This is a genomic window from Bacillus sp. 103mf (genome assembly GCF_900116295.1).
GTDB lineage: Bacteria > Bacillota > Bacilli > Bacillales > Bacillaceae_G > Bacillus_A > Bacillus_A bruguierae.
Window position 1 is genome coordinate 1 of record NZ_FPAF01000006.1, and the last position, 16,869, is coordinate 16,869.

Sequence of the window (16,869 nt, forward strand, 5' to 3'; positions counted from 1 at the left end):
TTTTTCACCAGCTACTTCAAACTGAATTTCTCCATTTACTTCAAAAACCCGTTCAATAATGGGTATTGTAATCATTTTATTTTCCTTTATTTTTCTCTTTCGTACTAGTTCTAAGTTGATAATATTCATGATGAAATCCCCTTTTGTGTATGTAAGACAGAGAAAAAAAGCACCCACATGAGTACTTTTTTAACTTGAATCACCATTTTACTTTTTGAGCTGTTACTCTATGTATATTTTACCATATTTATCTATAACATTTGTTGATAAAGTTATTTTATTCCAATCTTTTATGACTCATAAGTGTACATATCAGGGACATAGCTTTTGAGACATTCGTAAAAGTATACTTTTACGGATGAATCAAAAGGCTCAATTAAAACTACATACAAGAAATCTAAAACGTACATTTTTAGGACATAGTTTCTAAAGTAAGTCTTGTGTAAAGTGATAATAAAGTTATTTAATTCTGATTTAAAAATATAAGAGCCTCGCTACAAATCATATTGTAGTAAGGCTCTTTAAAGTTGTTTAATTTCTAACCTGTTAAATGTGTTTGTAGACAAAAATTAATAATAAAGTTGTTTAAATCTTGTTCAACTAAAGCACCCGTTAGTTTAAGTGTAATTCTTTACAAATTATTGAGATTATTCTTCTTCGTCTAGAAAATTAAAACCACCATCAAGAAGATCCTGTAAATACTCATCAAAGCTGTTTGCAATCACTTCATATTGATCAGGGTCGTGCAAAAAGCGAATTATTTGACCACATACACCTTCATCAGAAGGGTTAAAATCAATATAGAGTCTTGATGTTCCACCATTGTTCATACAGTCTGAAAAATGAATATACGTGCCAGGGAGAAGTCCTTCTGGATTTATCTTAGAATCAACAGCATCCTCGTCATCTTGGTATTCTAAAAGATAGGAGACGTCTTCTTCTTCTTTTGAACTTTCGAGCATCTGCTGTGTAGAAAGCAAATAATATGGATACTCTTCAACATCTGAGCCTAAAATACATACCGCAATTTTGTTTTCTCCATATTTCCGCCAATATGTACCATCAATATTTTCAAGTAAAGAGATTAGTGATTCTGGACAATTTGGATATTCTGACCTTAATGTATCAATATCCTCTTTTGTAGCACCGTACGCTTTATTTAGTGCCTCGAGCTCATCTGTTGATAATGCTGCTCTCAAGCCGTTTAAAAATTTGTTTACCAAATCCATTATTTCGTCCTCCCAATAATAAAATATAAAATTTATTTATTAGGCTATACGCCTAACATACATAAGATTATTCACTTTTATCGAAAGCCTCATTGCATCTTTTTGTTCAAGCAAATGTAAGCAGATAATCCCATTGTAATTATTGATAGGATAATTTTAGCATATTTCACTCTTGAAATATGTCAGTAAATATTAAAATCAGGTCATTTTCACTCTACTAGGGGCACGGCAACGATTCTTTCTTTTTTGAACCCCTGAAGAAAAATACGCTTTATAATCACAATTTAGTATAATAATAATTTGTGGTAAATAATATGTCGAAATTAAGGAGAGATTATGGAAGCAAAATTACGGAAATTCATCATTGCAGGAACCATTTTATATACAATTTTAATTTTATATTTTATGTTCTTTGCTTTTAATAGATTAGATGATGCAACCAGCGATTATGGATACACATTTTTGCTTGTTCCGAACAGTGTTCCGCTTCAATTTCCAGAACCAACTTTTTCATGGTTATTTGACTTTGGAAACATTGCTGCTTTTATCCCTTTTGGAGTAGTAATTCCTCTGTTGTATCGTTCTGGTTTTGGGAAGTTCATATCCTTGTTTGTCTTAACGATTCTCGTTCTGGAATCGTTGCAGGCTTTAACTCATCTTGGCGGCTTTGATGTAGCTGATGTTTTATCTAATACATTAGGTGCAGCGATAGGATTTATCGCCTATAGAGTGGGGTTCTCTTCAAAAATTTCTTATAAAAAGCTTATTGCTTCGGCTCTATCTATTGTTGTTCTTCTAGTTGGAGTAATCGTGATCTCAGAAACCATCAATTATGTTGTGGCAAAAAGAGAAGGCCCGATTCAAGCATTACACAATGTGAAAGAAATGAATGGAACCATGCCCATGACTAAAAATCTTCCGATTTTCACCATATCAGGTAAGAAAATAGAACCCAAAATGAACGTGTATAACAGTGAAGGTGATAAAAGCAAATCATATACTTACATCTTGGAGAACAAGAAAGAGGTGATGTTCTACTCTTATTTTAGCATTCCAGACAAGGGTGAAATCACTATACTGCTAGATGGAAAAGAAATAGCTCATATTAAACAATATCCTAACGCAGAACCTTTAAACTTAGCATCTGATGACAAAATAAGCGAAATTACGATTATCGTTTCCGGAAATGCTAAACTATGGGACGTTAGATTCAGTGAAATGAAGCATTGGTGGGAGTGAAGAACCAACATTCTAAGGGGCTTTCTTTGCAATGTTTTCAATAAATATGGGGTACGGAAACGATTCAAAGAATAACCCGCCACATCTGTAAAAAATAGAATTTATGTGTATTTTTTACTTTTCAGAGCCCGAAATACAATACTTAAATTATTTTTTAACAATATATATTTTAAAATTTATCTCAATGGAGTAAACCCTATTGATAATATAGCAAGTTGTTGAGGTTAAAGGCTTTAGAAGCTCTCAAATAGACTTATCAAAATTAAGTTTTGGAATTTAATCCTAGAGTGGCCCTTGAAATCCATAATTGTTTCCGTACCCCTGAAAGTTTTTCCAAATTCATAAAAAGGGTGTTTTTGCCCAAATCCTCGAGGATGGGTAAAAACACCCTTATTCAATTTTGAAATAAATTTTTGGAACATCCTCAACCTATGGTATTGCACCCGTACTATCTATATAATAAAGCGTCCCAAAAACTTTACTTTTTGGGACGTTTTCAATAAAATAACTAATTTACTTATTCCGTTATGCTTCAAAAGATACCTATTTTTTAGAAGTACTTTAAAAGTGTTGTTTTAGATGTCTTGATACATAGACTTTGTGTGTTTTACACTCCTTCAAAAAGTGTACTTTTTGACATGGCTATAAATCTAGAATTTTTCATTTCAAAAATACAACTCATTATTATTTGAAATGTGTCAATTAAAATGTATATGATTTGACATGTACATTTTAAAAAGAAGTTAAAATCCTTTATCTATAAGGATTTTGCTAATAGTTCACTTGCTATTCCCCCATTTCGAGGGGATGGGCAAAGATACCTACAAGAGGGTTGCATAGTGAGTATGTCAACTCCTTATCCTCCCGTCCCCTTTCGGGTTCGGTCCGGTACCGTTGACACACCCGATACAACTACCTCTTATCTATGTATTTCACTTACCTTTTTTAATTCTTTCACAAAATCCTGTAGTTCTTGTAGAAATGATAGCTCAAATATGTACATTAATGCTTGAATAAATATGTACAGATAAGACGCCATTCTCCATACTAATCCTGAGGTGGTTAGTGTGTATATTAAGCTAGATATTCAAACAGAATTCGAGGTTAAAAGTCTTACAGACTTACCTAAGCTAAAATTACTAATGGAGAATTTGAACATGAAAATAAATAAGAGTCAATTAGCAAGAGAGTTAAGCGTTGATCGTCGAACAATCGATAAATACTTAAATGGTTTTACGCCGAAACAAACAAGAACTAAAGTTTCAAAGATTGATGAATATTATAAAGATATTGCGACCCTTCTATCCAGTGATTCCAAGCAAACTTTTTATTATAAGAGAGTGCTGTGGCAATATTTAACAGATAATCATGGATTACAATGTTCACAGTCTGCTTTCCGCGCTTACATTAACAAAAGACCTGAATTTAAAGCATATTTTGACGAGGGTAAAAGAATGATTTCAAATCATTCAACAGGTATTCGTTATGAAACACAACCTGGTGAACAATTAAGCAGCGAGTATGGCGTATCAGAGGTAACCGTTTATAAATGGATTAAAATATATTCCCCTATCACATCAGTTGATGAAGATGAAATAACACTAGAAGATCTAAAACGAATGAAAAAAGAAATGCTTCGTTTAAAAGAAGAAAATGAAATATTAAAAAAGGCTATGGCCATATTCGCGAGAAAATAGAAGATACAGAATTACATCAGTTCATTGATTGTCAAAAAGAAACGCACTCTGTTCATATGATGTGCCAAGCTCTTGGGATAGCGAGAAGTTCTTACTACCAATCTCAACACAAAACAGAGTCAAAGCGTAGTCGTGAAAATAAAGAATTAACCCAAAAAATTAAACAAATTCATCAAGATAGCGAAGAGCGTTATGGTGCACCTAAGATTCATCAAACACTATTGGAACAAGGTGTACAAGTAAGCATAAAGCGTATACAACGGCTCATGAAAAAAGAAAATATTCGTTCCATTATCTTGAAAAAATACAAACCACATTCATCAAAATCAACTGTAGAAGAACGGACAAATCTATTAGAACAGGACTTCTCTACAACAACAATCAATGAAAAGTGGGTAGCGGATATTACCTATATTCACACGCAAAAAGATGGTTGGTGTTACCTTGCATCTGTGATGGATTTGTATTCTAAAAAAATTGTTGGATATTCATTTTCACGAAATATGACAACAAATCTTGTGGTAAAAGCGTTAGAAAACGCTTACTATACACAGAAACCACCAGAAGGGCTCATTCTACATACTGACTTAGGGACTCAATATACAAGTCAGGAATTTCAAACCTTACTCGCGAGTTTTAAAATCAAACCTTCTTTCAGTAAGAAAGGCTGTCCGTATGATAACGCTTGTATCGAGTCGTTTCATGCCATTTTAAAGAAAGAAGAAGTATATCGTACAAAATATTTCACATTTGAACAAGCAAACTTAGCATTATTTCAATACATCGAGGGATGGTATAACCGCAAGAGAATTCATAGTAGCATTGGTTATAAAACTCCCCAAGCAATAGAAGATCTGGCTAAAAAAATAGCTTAGATTTAACTTTTTTGTGTCCAAAATATTGACTCAAATCCAAAGAGATGTGTCTTCGTTTCTTGGACAGAAGCATATACATATGGGACTTGAGGAACTACTCCTATAGTTTCCCATTGGTTAGCCATATTCCAGTCCCCATCTGCATTAAATTTTGCAATTAAATCCACTACTCCATACTCATATTCTGACCTTGTATTTATATCTTGATAAATAACAGGGGCATATCTTGTAATATAGTCCCAGTAAGATTTTCCATCTGTACTTAAACGATCGAATAAAGGACTGTGACCGTTCATCGTTTGTGCCTGTGCACATTCTGCTGAATTTGAAGAATTTTCATTTAAGTTCATGGGTAATCCTCCTTTATAAATATGGTATTATTTTCCAAACAAATATCTCTTAGCGTACAGTAAAGGGGGGAAGTTGTGTCTAAACGTACACAATTTACGAAATGATATGGTCAAGCCTACTAGTAATAGTAAAAAATATAAATCCTCCTTTCTAATATTGATTGTAGTTTTTATCTCGTCATTTAGAGGGAATATTTAGGAGTAATACATGGCATATCTCGTGCTTTTATGGCAGACGAGAAATATGAGGAAAAAAGTCAGATCTAATTGCGCCAGTTAAATGTGTTGGAAACGACTTTTTATGTAAAATTTCAACAAATATATTCAATTTCCTCTAAGTTTCATAGTGATTATTTATTGAAGTGAAAATTCGTAAAAACAAGAAACATCTCTAACAATAGAGATGTTTCTTGTTTTTTGAAAGAATCCAAATCGGATTCTTTTTGAAGGAATTGCTCTTGCTAGGAAGCAAGGTAAACGTTTAGGACGTCCGCCTGTCGAAATAACGGAAGAATTTACGGATTCTTACAAGGAATGGAAATCTGGTTCTATTACAGCAGTAGGAGCCATGAAAAAGTATGGTATCAAACGTTCTTCTTTTTATAAGCTTGCTAAACAATATGAGGAAAAAATAAAAGAATAGTTTGTCTTATTAGGGTGTTTTTGCCCATCCCCTCACAAAGGGGAATAAGAGGTCTGTGTAGTAATGGAACTAAATTATGCATTAGGGCCCAGTACCAGCGTTGCTGTAACCAGGGGCTAAGTAAATAACAATAGGAGGATACTGTGAAAGGAAATAAGAAACAAGAAGTACAATATATAAGAGAATATACATTGAGAAATAACAGTATAAAATCTATAAAAGTTGAGTCATGGCGTACGATGGAAGATGAAATGCGTGTATTGGGTTTGAAGGAATCGGATATTTTTCAAATTCAGTTAATAAGAAAAAAATCTAATTAAAAAGGTCGTAAAAAAACAAACCCTCATAACAGAGGGCTTGTTCTCGCAAATTTGGAGGGTATCCAGTTGTCGATAAATTAATACTACCATATATTCAACATTGTGATATTGAGAAATAAAATGCTATTTTATTAAGGTTAAAATAAAATTTTCTCACTTCGCAAAGCTGCTAGATCAATAGTAAGATGTACTTGACTACCAGTCATTCTGTCATTCCTTATTGCAGCTCTGTGTGTACGGGGCTGATTTTTTTGTAAATGGGTGTTTTCTTAAAAAGAACTTCTAGTGATTGCTACAAGTTCTTTTTGTTAAACTCCATTTTGTTTGTTATTGACTATATTAAAACGTTTAAAAAGATTCTTAGAATAAGTGGAAGGTTTTTGCTTAGTACTTGCATATATTTTAATTGTAAGCTAGGGAAAGAGGATTAATGGTACAGTGATATATCAATATGAAATTGATCTTTCTGTGATGTATAGCGACAAAGTTGTTTAACTTACAATAAAGTCCTTTAAAAAATAATAAAGCTGTTTAATTCTTATTGGACTAACGCGGTAGTTTAGTGCAAAAATCAAAGGTGCTCCACCTTTACCTTATTTTAACTTTAGCTGTAGTATAGGGTATGGACGTCCAGAAGAATCTGTTTCCGTTTCACTTACTATAAAAAAGCCATTATTTATATAGAATTTAGTTGCACTCTTATTGTCTTTATTTACATCAACTGTCGTAATATCAAAATCTTTAATTAAAGAATAAATAATAGCTTTACCGTATCCTTTACCTGTTTTATTTGGTTTTAAGAATAACATTTCTAAGTGTTGTTTATTTACAGCAGAAAAGCCAATTAAATCATCTTTTTCATACCATAACTGGATATTAAGATGTTGAAAATATGAGGGTATTTCTTTTTTAATCTCTTCTCTATCGGTATCTGTTAAAAAGTGATGAGTAGCTAAAACCGACTCTTCCCATATGTTCAAAATTGTAACATAATCTTTCTGATTTGCTTTTCTATATATCATGAATATCTCTCCTTTAGTTTTAAATTATCAACTCCTTCCCAATAAGTAATTTATGATTTTCATGTTATATAGCCATGAACTTATATTGTTCATTAATAAAACCTCCAATAAACATTTAATTATTTATTCTATAAAGGGTCTCGCCACATCGCTATCAAGCTAAGAAAATACAACTACCCCCAGAACGAGATTTTGTTCTAACTTGTAATAAAAAGCTCTTTTTTTCGTTTTGGGGTGGATTTGTTTTCTTAAGTTGATGGGCATGACTCTCTCCCCTCATTAAATTTATTTTTATAATCTAAATACTCCTTTTTTCCACCTTTATCATTATCTTGTTTATGCGCAAAGCCAACAGCATAACTATCTTCAAATGATAACAACTGATTCTGAACTTTCTTTTTATACTTGATATCCAAACTCATATCTACAACTTCATTAGGTTTATTAGGTGAATTTAGCTTCATTTCTAGTTCTGCTGATATAAATTCATCATAATCCAAGTGTAGTTTCGGTTTCACAATTTTATCAAATTGTTGTTTATTAAACTTAAACGTGACCAGTACAGGCTCATCCATTCCTCTTCTTGTATCTTCAGGTGTAACTTTCGCAAGCCCTTTTAAATCTGTAAAAAAGAAAGTAACTAAAGAGGCGTCTACATTAGGTGTAGAAAGCTGAATGTTCTTATTGGAATAACTTATGTTTGTTGTATACACATTTTTCTCTTTTTTATCCGTTACATCACTTATATGTCCTCCAGAGTAATGCATTGTGTACGTACTCTTAGACTGTGAAGTTACACCATAAAATGAATGATCCCTTATCGAAAAAATTCCTTCCGTGACTTGGTCTATTCTTTCTTCATCCTTCTTCTTTTCATCCCTCTTCTCTCCCACCTTCGGATACTCTAGAATTCTATAAACACCTACTGACACATAAGCATACCCATCATCACTTGCAGCCATCACAGTCTTCATATCACCTTCATCCAGTGCTTTGGCAATATCCTTATACTCAACCTTGCATCCTGTAAGCGTTAAGCATGTTCCTAGTAATACACTTATGAAACTCATTTTCACTCCTTTTTTCATACCGTCACCTCGTTCGTTACTCTTGGCATTTTCAATTTAGTAATACTTCCTTTTACATAATAGTATACTTCATCTTTTCCTAAAGCTGGTTCGTTACTTACATACTTGATGCTGAAAATGCTTTGGTCGTTTAAAGGCATTGCGATGATTGCTGTTGTTAGTTTACTTCGCATTTTCATTGGCAATGCATCTCTGTTTCGGTCCATATATTCATGATGACCAGCCAAGATAAAGTAAATGCCTACTGCACGAGATAAATCTATTAAAGTTGCTGCTGCTGTGTCTTCGATGTAAACAAGTCGATTAAATTCTTCGACGTTTGCGATGATAATAAGTTGTTTTGTGAATGCTGGTACTTCTCTACCTTCTTGTCTTGCTTGTGATAATTCATTGGATCGTTCGCGAATAGTTTCCATCCAATGCTTGAGATGAGTATTCACATCATTTTCTACTACGATGTAGTGGCTCACACTCTCTTTATATTGAATAAATCCGTAGTCGCTCGTGTCTACTAACGTTACACTTTCAAAGCAGTCTTTATTCGTTTGAGAAATGATACTTGATACGATTTGTTTTCTTATACTATCGTCTACACCATAAATCATTAAGTGGTCATTTACCGCGCTATCATGGGCAACAACTTCCACCTCTTTAAAATCAAGACCCATTGGAATTTGTCCAAGTTGTAATGCTTGTTTCACTTGTTTATGGTTACGATATGTCATTAAATCAATTACTTCTGGCATCATTGGAATTGCTTTTGGACGCTCTCCTTGCCATGCTTCATCCATTTCATGTGCTTCTTGTTGCAGTAATTGAATTTGTTGCAGTGCATCTTCTGCTGTTGTTGGTAATGTGGTGCTATCCCATCGCCATCAACTTAAGATTTTAAAGTACCCCATTCCCATCAAGCTAATATTTTGAGACATCCCCATAACAAAAATCCCACCTTTTTACAGTTATTTATGAGAGTTCGGCTCATTTTTTTGTTACAAGTTAACACAAAATTTCATTCTGAGAGCGCTATAAATTTTTAAGTTGATGGAGATGGGGCAGGGACCCTTTCAAAAAATAAAAACAGATTTTCCTTCGCTGAGCATAAAGCGAGTTAAATAAGTTACTTATAATTAAAGGACAATATGGAACACGAAGAAATGTTGCAAATCAATCTCCGAAAATGATGTAATATCTGCAGCGAAATAGGAAGATAGCTATTTGGTCATAAAAAACTGTACCCCAATTATTAGTTACGTCTAACAATTGGAGTACAGTTCATTTAGAGAGTTCCTTTTGTTTCATGTATGCATATACATAAAATCTATTTTACATTTAATACATACGACCCATTTTTATTTGCATATTTATAAACATGCAAATAATATTTCCCTGGTTTCGCATTATATTCTCCTTTAATGACATTAGACTTATTTTGTCCATATGCTACAAAGTTTTGTAAATCTGATTCATGATAAAGCGTCCATGTCATTCCAATCTGTTTTTCATTTAATACGGAAATATCTATATTTTGCGGTGAATTAATCGTAAAAGTATAGATATCTACCTTATCATTATCGTTAAGATTACCTTCAATAGTCGTATTAAAATTTAACAGTTTTGCCTGTATGTGTTGGTTATTTGGCTCTTGTTCTCGCGGTTTTTTTGAAGCTGAATCTTCTTCATTTGGTTGAAATCCTAATTTTAATAATATAGCTTTTAAATCTGGTAAAACACCAATTCTATCGTAAGATGGCTCCCCAGATTGTGTTCCTGTGTTTGGGTTACTTAAGATGTCCCTTAACTCACTTGGCCTATAGGGTTGACCCAAATGCTCTTTCGCAATGCTTTGTATGGAAACGGCTGCACCAGCAATAATTGGTGAAGCGCTCGATGTACCATTAAAGCTAGACGCTAGGTGTAAAAAGAAGCTGTCCCAAAAGGTCGTTGAATAACGGCATTTTGAAGACAGCTTCTTTTTTACTCTTATATGGAGTAGTGACAGGGTTGCTGTCATAGACAGCAAAGTATGAACCAATAAAATTATAAAAAGTGCAGTTTAGTTGTAGAAGGATAATGAACAAGAACATCCTATATTTTTAGATTTAGCGAAAAGCCCATTGTAAGGGTTCTTTTTTGATTTTTAAGGAAAAATATCACATATTTATGTATCGATATGTGATATAACTCTAGACATATATATCATATCATGATATATTGTTTTTGGATATACATATCATTTTATGATATATCTTAAAAAGATATAGAAGGTGATTGGTTGAAGAAAACTGAGCAATTAACAGATTCAATGTTTAATATTATGGCTACTTTAAGTAAACCAATGCATGGTTACGCTATTATGAACTTAATTGAAGAAACAACAAAAGGGGCAATTACTATAGGTCCTGCTTCAATGTACACGATTATTAAAAAGTTATTACAACAAGAGTGGATTTATTTGCATGATGGGTCGGATTCAAGACGTAAAACATATCTGCTTACTGAGAAGGGCAGAGAAGTATTAGAAGAAGAGCTGAAGCTAAGAAAACTGATGATTCAATTAGCGGAAACTGGATTGAAGGAGGTTGAAGAATGAGACAAACAAAGTATATTACGTCAGGTGGGTTAGCTTTTTCTGAGGATAAGGACATGGAAAAATTACGCCGATTTTCTTTGAAGGGTTGGCATGTCAGTGACTTTCAGTTTATGGGGTATACGCTTGAAAAAGGAGAAAGCTCAGATTATATCTACAATGTAGATTATCGTTCATTAAAAGAAGATGAAGAAGAGGAATACTTTTACTTTTTTTCATCTTCTGGATGGTCGCATATTGCCTCAGAAGGAAATATTCATTTATTTCGAGCATATCCTGGTACAAAACCAATTTATAGTGACCGTGACACATCGATTGAAAAGTACGAAAATTCAAATCGTTCCGTAAAATGTCTAGCAATTCCGTTAGTTTTAATAACAGTACTTGTATGGATTGGAGCAATGATAAGCTCTGGTACCTTAAAATCATTACTTCATGTAATAGCTGTTATTCTCAGTGTAATTGCCACCCCAACAGCTTGGACTGTAATCGCAACATACAATAACAAATGGAAGGCAAAAGGAAAAGAAGGATTAGTCAATCTATTGAAAACTATACCATTCTTTCTCTTCTTAATTGCTATTATTACTTTGTTATTTGTCGATGGCTCAGACAGTGTAGTTCGCCTCTTAGCGTCTATGGCAATTGGAGCAATCGCACTTCCAACTGCTATTTGGGTCATCATGTCTCTTTATCATAAAATGGGGGGGAATAGAGCTTAGTATAAAGGTCGAAAATAAAGTTTTTAGACATTGTTATTGAGCTAGAGGGGGCTTTAGCGAAGTAAGAAATGATTAAACTTAATTATAAAAAGTTGTTATTTAGTCAAACAGAAAACCGTTATTTTGGTCACTTTTTTCAAAATAACGGTTTTTTTAATTACTGCTGGTATAAGCCTCACCATACATGCCCATCAACTTAAGAAAACAAATTCACCCCAAAACGAAAAAAGAGCTTTTTTATTACAAGTTAGAACAAAATCTCGTTCTGGGGGTAGTTGTATTTTCTTAGCTTGATAGCGATGGGGTGGGACCCCCATTAGATGTAAACGCTCTTTTTCCGCTTGTAACGCCTCTATTGAACCTTCTACTACACTTTGTCCTTTAGTTGTGCTTGTTTTTTTCTTTTCCATGGATGGACGCCCCTTTTTCTTTGATTGTAGGGTATCCAATCCTCCTGTTTCATAAACTACTTTCCATTTTCGAAATGTTTTGCAAGAAGGAATATTGAAAAGCGCCGCTGTTTCCCTAATAGATGTCCCTTGTTCATTCATATAATGAAGTACATCTAGTTATACTCGGAAGAGTAGGATGTATATCGTTTTTTAAAAGCTTTTTCACCTAAAGATTCATATCTTTTAATCCATTGATAGAGCTCACTAGCATCAACACCTACAGATGTAGAATTTGTTCCTCCATCTTCAGCCCCATCTAAATACCGTCGCATCGCTTATATTTTGTCTTGTGAAAAAAATTTAGCCATAAAAAAGTGCCCCTCCAATTGTTAAACTGTGTCTAACAATTTGGGGGGCACTTCATTTCAGTCGTCTTTTCCGGTTCTGATGCAAAAACTATATGCCTTATGTAACTAATCTCTAAAACCTGGACATGCTGATAAAACTGTCTAACTTAAGGCTAGTGTTTGATAAACCTTTGGTAATCCTTTAATTTCCTCAATTACTTCATGATTTAATAGTTCCTCAGTTTCAATTACCAATAGAGATATTTTTCCTTTTTCCTTTTGCGATACACGTATCCTATTAATATTAATTTTACGTGTTGCTAATATAGAAGTTACAGACGAAATAGTCCCAAAATGATCATTGTTCATAATAAGAAGAGCTGATCTTGTTTCATTTAAATTCAAATCAAAACCATTAATCTCAATAACTTTGATTTTTCCCCAACCAATCGAACAAGCAATCATCTCAATTTTATCTTCACCTTTGTATAAAGTAATCTTTACTGTATTGGGATAAGACGGTTTTGCAATCTCTTCTATACAATTAACTGTAATTCCTCTTTCTGCTGCAATTGTAAGTGCTTTAGAGAATAGTGGGTCATTCATTTCAAAGCCCAAAATACCACCAACAAGTGCTACGTCTGACCCAAAAGTGCAATCAGTTTTTTTGAATGCCCCATATAAAGAAATTTCGATTTTTTCTGGAGGCTTTAAAAATAGCTGACGAACAATATGTCCTATCTTTGTTGCTTCTACTCCATAAGCACTAGGTGTTCCAATAGTAATAGGACCAATAACATCAAATACTGATTTATATTTCATGATTATCCTTTCTCCTTAATATTAGTAGTAGGGGTGCATTAATAAAATGTTTTTGTATTAAGAAAATATTTCATAACTGAAAGGTAATGAAAATACGGATTATAATAAGCGATCCATCCTTTTAGTAAGATATCTATTCAATATAAAAAGTTTTTTAATATTTTTAACAATAACTTTTAATAAAAAGATGTATTGATTTATTTGTCATTATTGAAGGGGAACGATCATGTTTATTTAAAAAATCAGTAAATAGAGAATGCAATTTGTTAGATAGTTATGCCTTATTTACAATTACACTAGAAATCCTATAGATCTGTTCATACTATAAGGGAACAGTATTATATTTTATAAATAAAGCCCATGGGAATTTTTTAATTCCCTGGGCTTTCATTTTTCATAATATTCCGACTTCTGTACGGTAAGCGAAATCCTAGTGCAATTGCTGCTCCAATGCAACTAAATAAACATCCGAACAGTAAATAGAGAGTAGGTGTAGAATCTCCAATCGCAACAGAGGCAATCCCACCTATTGCCGGAAAGAGTGCCACCATATAACTACTAACTGATGCACCAATTCGTTCTACTAGCTTGAGGTAGAACATCCATGCCCCAAAGGAAGCAAATACAGTTAAAAATGCCAAAGCTCCAAGATAAGAAACGGACGTTGGTAGTATAAAGTTCTGTTCCTGAAAGGTACAAACAGCAAGTAAAAGTATCGAAGCCACAACAAAGCCAACACTATTCGAATAAACAGCATTAATACCACGTCGTGCATTTCGAGCGGAAGCTGCGTCACCAATAGCTGTAAGTATAGTTCCAAACAATGCGAGACCTATTCCTTTTAGATCACTTGTACTAGAGCCCTGTGTTAGTAGTGGATAAACTAATATAGAAACACCTACAATACCAACTATTCCCCCTATTAGAATTCGAGGATGAAGACGCTCATCTAGAAATATACGAAGTGCAATTGGTGTCAGAACTGTCTTCAATGAAAACAGCAGCGTTACTAGTGCAGCAGAAATCCAAATTGTCGCGTAGTATAAACACAAGTAACTTAGAGCTAAGTTACATACCCCAAAAGTAACAAGGGGAAAAACATCTTTACGAGAAGGCCTACCATTTGGACGTACCACGCACATGAGGACAATAAACATTAGTGCAGCCCCTACCAAGCGATAGGTTAATGACAATTCAAGGCTTACAGGAGTACCTTGTATTTTTACTGCAATAAAGTTCAATCCCCAAACGATTAAGCAGAAGATGTACATAAAAATTGTCATCCGTGTAACACTTCGTTCTGCGGTGCAAAAGGAATATCGAAATAATTAAAAACTTCTGTTAATACAACGGCCAGTTGTGCTATCTGTTCCTCAGTGTGATTTGGTGTAACATTAACTCGGAAGCGTTCTGTGCCAACAGGAACCGTTGGTGAATTAATAGGTTGCAGATAGACGTGATGTTGTTCAAGTAGACGTTGGGCAGCCGCTTTACATTTTTTTGCATCACCAATCAGTATAGGGAGAATATGAGTTTCACTTGAGTCCATTATCGGAATATTTGCTTGAGCAAGTGCTTCTCTTAACATGCTAGTTTTTTGGTGTAGAGCGTTCCGCTCGTTATCTGAAGATTTTAAGTGTTCCACACTAGCATAACAGGCCGCGACAACAGCTGGTGGTAAGGATGTTGTAAAAATAAAACCAGATGCAAAAGAACGAACAGCATCAATTAGTAATGATGAAGCTGCAATGTATCCCCCGATTACTCCAATACCTTTTGCCATTGTTCCTTGAATAAAGTCCAATCGATCCACAAGACCTAGTTCAGCAGCTATTCCTGCTCCGCGAGGACCGTACATACCGATTGCATGTACTTCATCAAGAAATGTTAAAGCGTTATATTTATCTGCAAGATCCGCAATTTTCTGAATCGGTGAGATATCGCCATCCATTGAGTATACTGATTCAAACACAATAATTTTTGCTCGATCATGTGGTTGAGCTGCAAGTAACTCTTCCAAATGGTTAACATCATTATGTCTAAATATTGCTCGTTCGACTTGAGTGCTACGTATACCATTAATAATTGAAGCGTGATTTCGTTCATCAGAAAATACTATGCAATTTGGAAATAGACGAAGTAAACATTGTAATGTTGCATCATTCGAGCCATATCCTGTAGGAAAAACTAATGCGGCTTCTTTACCATGCCATTCTGCAAGTGAAGATTCAAGTGCAGCGTAATGATAATGTGTACCACCTATATTTCGAGATCCGCCTGAACCAGCACCAAATGCTCGAATTGCATCATGCATTGCTTCAGTAACTACTGGGTGCTGAGACATTCCTAGATAGTCATTGCTGCACCAAACGACAACTGGTTGCCCATCTTTCTGGCCATTCAATTGTGCTAAAGGATATTGGCCACGCATCCGATTAATTGTAACAAATTCTCGATATTGTCCGCTTTCTTTCAAAGATTCGAGCTTATTTTCAATAATTTTTGCATACATGACTTTTCCTCCAAGTATAGTTATAGTTTACAGTTCATCCAGTTTAATATTTTTTCATAAAAATTACGGAAAACTCTTAAACAATTGTTTTTTATTATGTTGGGAAAATATAATAAAACCAAACCAAAAACAAAATTATGCATATTTTTATAATTTTGTTTTTTAAAAACTTCAAATTTCTTTAAGTCAATATAATTAATTTCAAATAAATAATAACAATTTTTTGAAAATAAAACCATATTTTAGAATTTTATCAATAAAAAACAGATAATTATCATTAAAAAATGGTCATATTAAGCTAAATATTATAAGTAAAGACTAGTTTCCTCTAAAAGAATCACTGTAATAATTTGCAAAATCCATATAAAACAATACCTTTAGAACAAAATATAAATATAATTTTCTTATTTTTTATCAATATAACTTTTTAAAATTCTGTTGCAAAGTTGATTAACATCAAACTAGATAAGCAATTGGGGAGTACTTATTATGCAACTATAAATAAATCCCTTAATTCATTGCACACCGAAAAACAGGAGTCTGGTTTATGACTTCTGTTTTATTTGTATAGGGCATGATCGGTTTCGATTCCTTTCAAGGTACATGAAGCATGACGAATACTTTGAAGTCCTGCGAATTTGGCAAAGCGCCTTGTTACATGTCTATGGTCTTGTTCGATGAGATTGTTCAAATGTCTGACTGTACAATGAGTTGTATGTTGATAAAAACCTTGTTCTTTTAATTGAGGTCACCATACATACCAATTCAGAAGGAATAGTATATTTTTCACCAACAAGGGGTCACTTACATGCCCATCATTATCAAGCTAATAAAACAAAATTTACCTAAAATGAAAAAAATACGCTATTCTTTCTGTAGAATCATAGGAAAGGATGGCGTTTTTGTATATCTATTTCCGTATCTGATAAATTGCAACTATTTGCTCAAGAAATTCAAAGCTTCTTATCCCCAAATATCTTACGAGATCTTGCTAGAAGAACAAAATTTTTGATGAAGTAAATAT

At 33.6% G+C, this 16,869-nt stretch carries 12 protein-coding genes and 5 pseudogenes; 6 read left to right on the top strand and 11 right to left on the bottom strand.

Annotated features, from left to right (window positions below; all coding sequences use genetic code 11):
• Positions 1–647: 647 nt before the first annotated feature.
• Positions 648–1,229, bottom strand: coding sequence for an SMI1/KNR4 family protein (locus BM350_RS15265; protein ID WP_090920465.1), 582 nt, complete (start codon positions 1,227–1,229; stop codon positions 648–650).
• 336 nt (positions 1,230–1,565) lie between these two features.
• Here BM350_RS15265 and BM350_RS15270 point away from each other — a divergent pair, with 336 nt between their 5' ends.
• A complete protein-coding gene (locus BM350_RS15270; RefSeq protein WP_090920462.1) occupies positions 1,566–2,468 on the top strand; it encodes a VanZ family protein in 903 nt (300 codons plus the stop codon).
• A 1,454-nt stretch (positions 2,469–3,922) separates the two neighbouring features.
• Positions 3,923–5,040 (top strand): IS3 family transposase gene (locus tag BM350_RS15275; protein ID WP_244548023.1). Its coding sequence is split into 2 segments (ribosomal slippage): positions 3,923–4,130 and positions 4,130–5,040, totalling 1,119 coding nucleotides; the frame shifts between segments, so codons are not numbered across the junction.
• A gap of 2 nt (positions 5,041–5,042) precedes the next feature.
• On the opposite strand, the gene BM350_RS15280 is transcribed toward BM350_RS15275, so the two are convergent.
• Complete coding sequence (locus BM350_RS15280) at positions 5,043–5,390, bottom strand: hypothetical protein (RefSeq protein ID WP_090920460.1); 348 nt, start codon at positions 5,388–5,390, stop codon at positions 5,043–5,045.
• Positions 5,391–5,835: 445 nt separating this feature from the next.
• On the opposite strand from BM350_RS15280, the pseudogene BM350_RS27590 reads away from it, so the two are divergent.
• Positions 5,836–6,033, top strand: a pseudogene (locus tag BM350_RS27590) (recombinase family protein); the annotation flags it as partial.
• Between the two features lie 143 nt (positions 6,034–6,176).
• Complete coding sequence (locus BM350_RS27005) at positions 6,177–6,353, top strand: hypothetical protein (protein ID WP_170857723.1); 177 nt, start codon at positions 6,177–6,179, stop codon at positions 6,351–6,353.
• 593 nt (positions 6,354–6,946) lie between these two features.
• Here BM350_RS27005 and BM350_RS15290 read toward each other — a convergent pair.
• The 4 genes and pseudogenes from BM350_RS15290 to BM350_RS15310 form a co-directional block, all read right to left on the bottom strand.
• On the bottom strand, positions 6,947–7,375 hold the full coding sequence (locus tag BM350_RS15290) for a GNAT family N-acetyltransferase (protein ID WP_016113520.1): 429 nt from the start codon (positions 7,373–7,375) through the stop codon (positions 6,947–6,949).
• Between the two features lie 248 nt (positions 7,376–7,623).
• Positions 7,624–8,463: a DUF3952 domain-containing protein gene (locus BM350_RS27595; protein ID WP_244548016.1), complete on the bottom strand. Its 840-nt coding sequence runs from the start codon at positions 8,461–8,463 to the stop codon at positions 7,624–7,626.
• Positions 8,460–9,317, bottom strand: a pseudogene (locus BM350_RS27600) (type VII secretion protein EssC); the annotation flags it as partial. The gene BM350_RS27595 and the pseudogene BM350_RS27600, both read right to left, overlap by 4 nt.
• A 464-nt stretch (positions 9,318–9,781) precedes the next feature.
• Positions 9,782–10,369, bottom strand: a pseudogene (locus BM350_RS15310) (S8 family serine peptidase); the annotation flags it as partial.
• Between the two features lie 366 nt (positions 10,370–10,735).
• Between BM350_RS15310 and BM350_RS15315 the strand changes: the two are divergent.
• A complete protein-coding gene (locus BM350_RS15315; protein ID WP_090919455.1) occupies positions 10,736–11,053 on the top strand; it encodes a PadR family transcriptional regulator in 318 nt (105 codons plus the stop codon).
• Positions 11,050–11,772, top strand: a complete 723-nt coding sequence (locus tag BM350_RS15320) for a DUF2812 domain-containing protein (protein WP_090919458.1) — start codon at positions 11,050–11,052, stop codon at positions 11,770–11,772. Before BM350_RS15315 ends, BM350_RS15320 begins: the two co-directional genes overlap by 4 nt.
• Positions 11,773–12,089: 317 nt before the next feature.
• Here BM350_RS15320 and BM350_RS27605 read toward each other — a convergent pair.
• From BM350_RS27605 to BM350_RS15345, 5 genes and pseudogenes are all read right to left on the bottom strand, one after another.
• A pseudogene (locus BM350_RS27605) lies at positions 12,090–12,496 on the bottom strand (helix-turn-helix domain-containing protein); the annotation flags it as partial.
• Positions 12,497–12,673: 177 nt separating this feature from the next.
• A complete protein-coding gene (sdaAB, locus tag BM350_RS15330) occupies positions 12,674–13,333 on the bottom strand; it encodes an L-serine ammonia-lyase, iron-sulfur-dependent subunit beta (RefSeq protein WP_090919463.1) in 660 nt (219 codons plus the stop codon).
• Positions 13,334–13,704: 371 nt separating this feature from the next.
• Positions 13,705–14,616: a DMT family transporter gene (locus BM350_RS15335; protein ID WP_090919466.1), complete on the bottom strand. Its 912-nt coding sequence runs from the start codon at positions 14,614–14,616 to the stop codon at positions 13,705–13,707.
• Positions 14,613–15,845 carry a 5-aminolevulinate synthase gene (gene hemA, locus BM350_RS15340; RefSeq protein ID WP_090919469.1) on the bottom strand — a complete coding sequence of 411 codons (1,233 nt, stop codon included), beginning with the start codon at positions 15,843–15,845 and terminating at the stop codon, positions 14,613–14,615. The genes BM350_RS15335 and hemA overlap by 4 nt, the downstream gene beginning before the upstream one ends.
• A 559-nt stretch (positions 15,846–16,404) precedes the next feature.
• A pseudogene (locus BM350_RS15345) lies at positions 16,405–16,587 on the bottom strand (DDE-type integrase/transposase/recombinase); the annotation flags it as partial.
• Between the last annotated feature and the right edge of the window lie 282 nt (positions 16,588–16,869).

What these genes read in the sequence shown, in the direction of transcription:
- sdaAB (WP_090919463.1), bottom strand. Translation starts at nt 13,333, where the DNA reads ATGAAATATAAATCAGTATTTGATGTTATTGGTCCTATTACTATTGGA.
- BM350_RS15290 (WP_016113520.1), bottom strand. Translation starts at nt 7,375, where the DNA reads ATGATATATAGAAAAGCAAATCAGAAAGATTATGTTACAATTTTGAAC.
- BM350_RS15280 (WP_090920460.1), bottom strand. Translation starts at nt 5,390, where the DNA reads ATGAACTTAAATGAAAATTCTTCAAATTCAGCAGAATGTGCACAGGCA.
- BM350_RS15265 (WP_090920465.1), bottom strand. Translation starts at nt 1,229, where the DNA reads ATGGATTTGGTAAACAAATTTTTAAACGGCTTGAGAGCAGCATTATCA.
- BM350_RS15320 (WP_090919458.1), top strand. Translation starts at nt 11,050, where the DNA reads ATGAGACAAACAAAGTATATTACGTCAGGTGGGTTAGCTTTTTCTGAG.
- BM350_RS15335 (WP_090919466.1), bottom strand. Translation starts at nt 14,616, where the DNA reads ATGACAATTTTTATGTACATCTTCTGCTTAATCGTTTGGGGATTGAAC.
- BM350_RS27595 (WP_244548016.1), bottom strand. Translation starts at nt 8,463, where the DNA reads ATGAAAAAAGGAGTGAAAATGAGTTTCATAAGTGTATTACTAGGAACA.
- BM350_RS15270 (WP_090920462.1), top strand. Translation starts at nt 1,566, where the DNA reads ATGGAAGCAAAATTACGGAAATTCATCATTGCAGGAACCATTTTATAT.
- hemA (WP_090919469.1), bottom strand. Translation starts at nt 15,845, where the DNA reads ATGTATGCAAAAATTATTGAAAATAAGCTCGAATCTTTGAAAGAAAGC.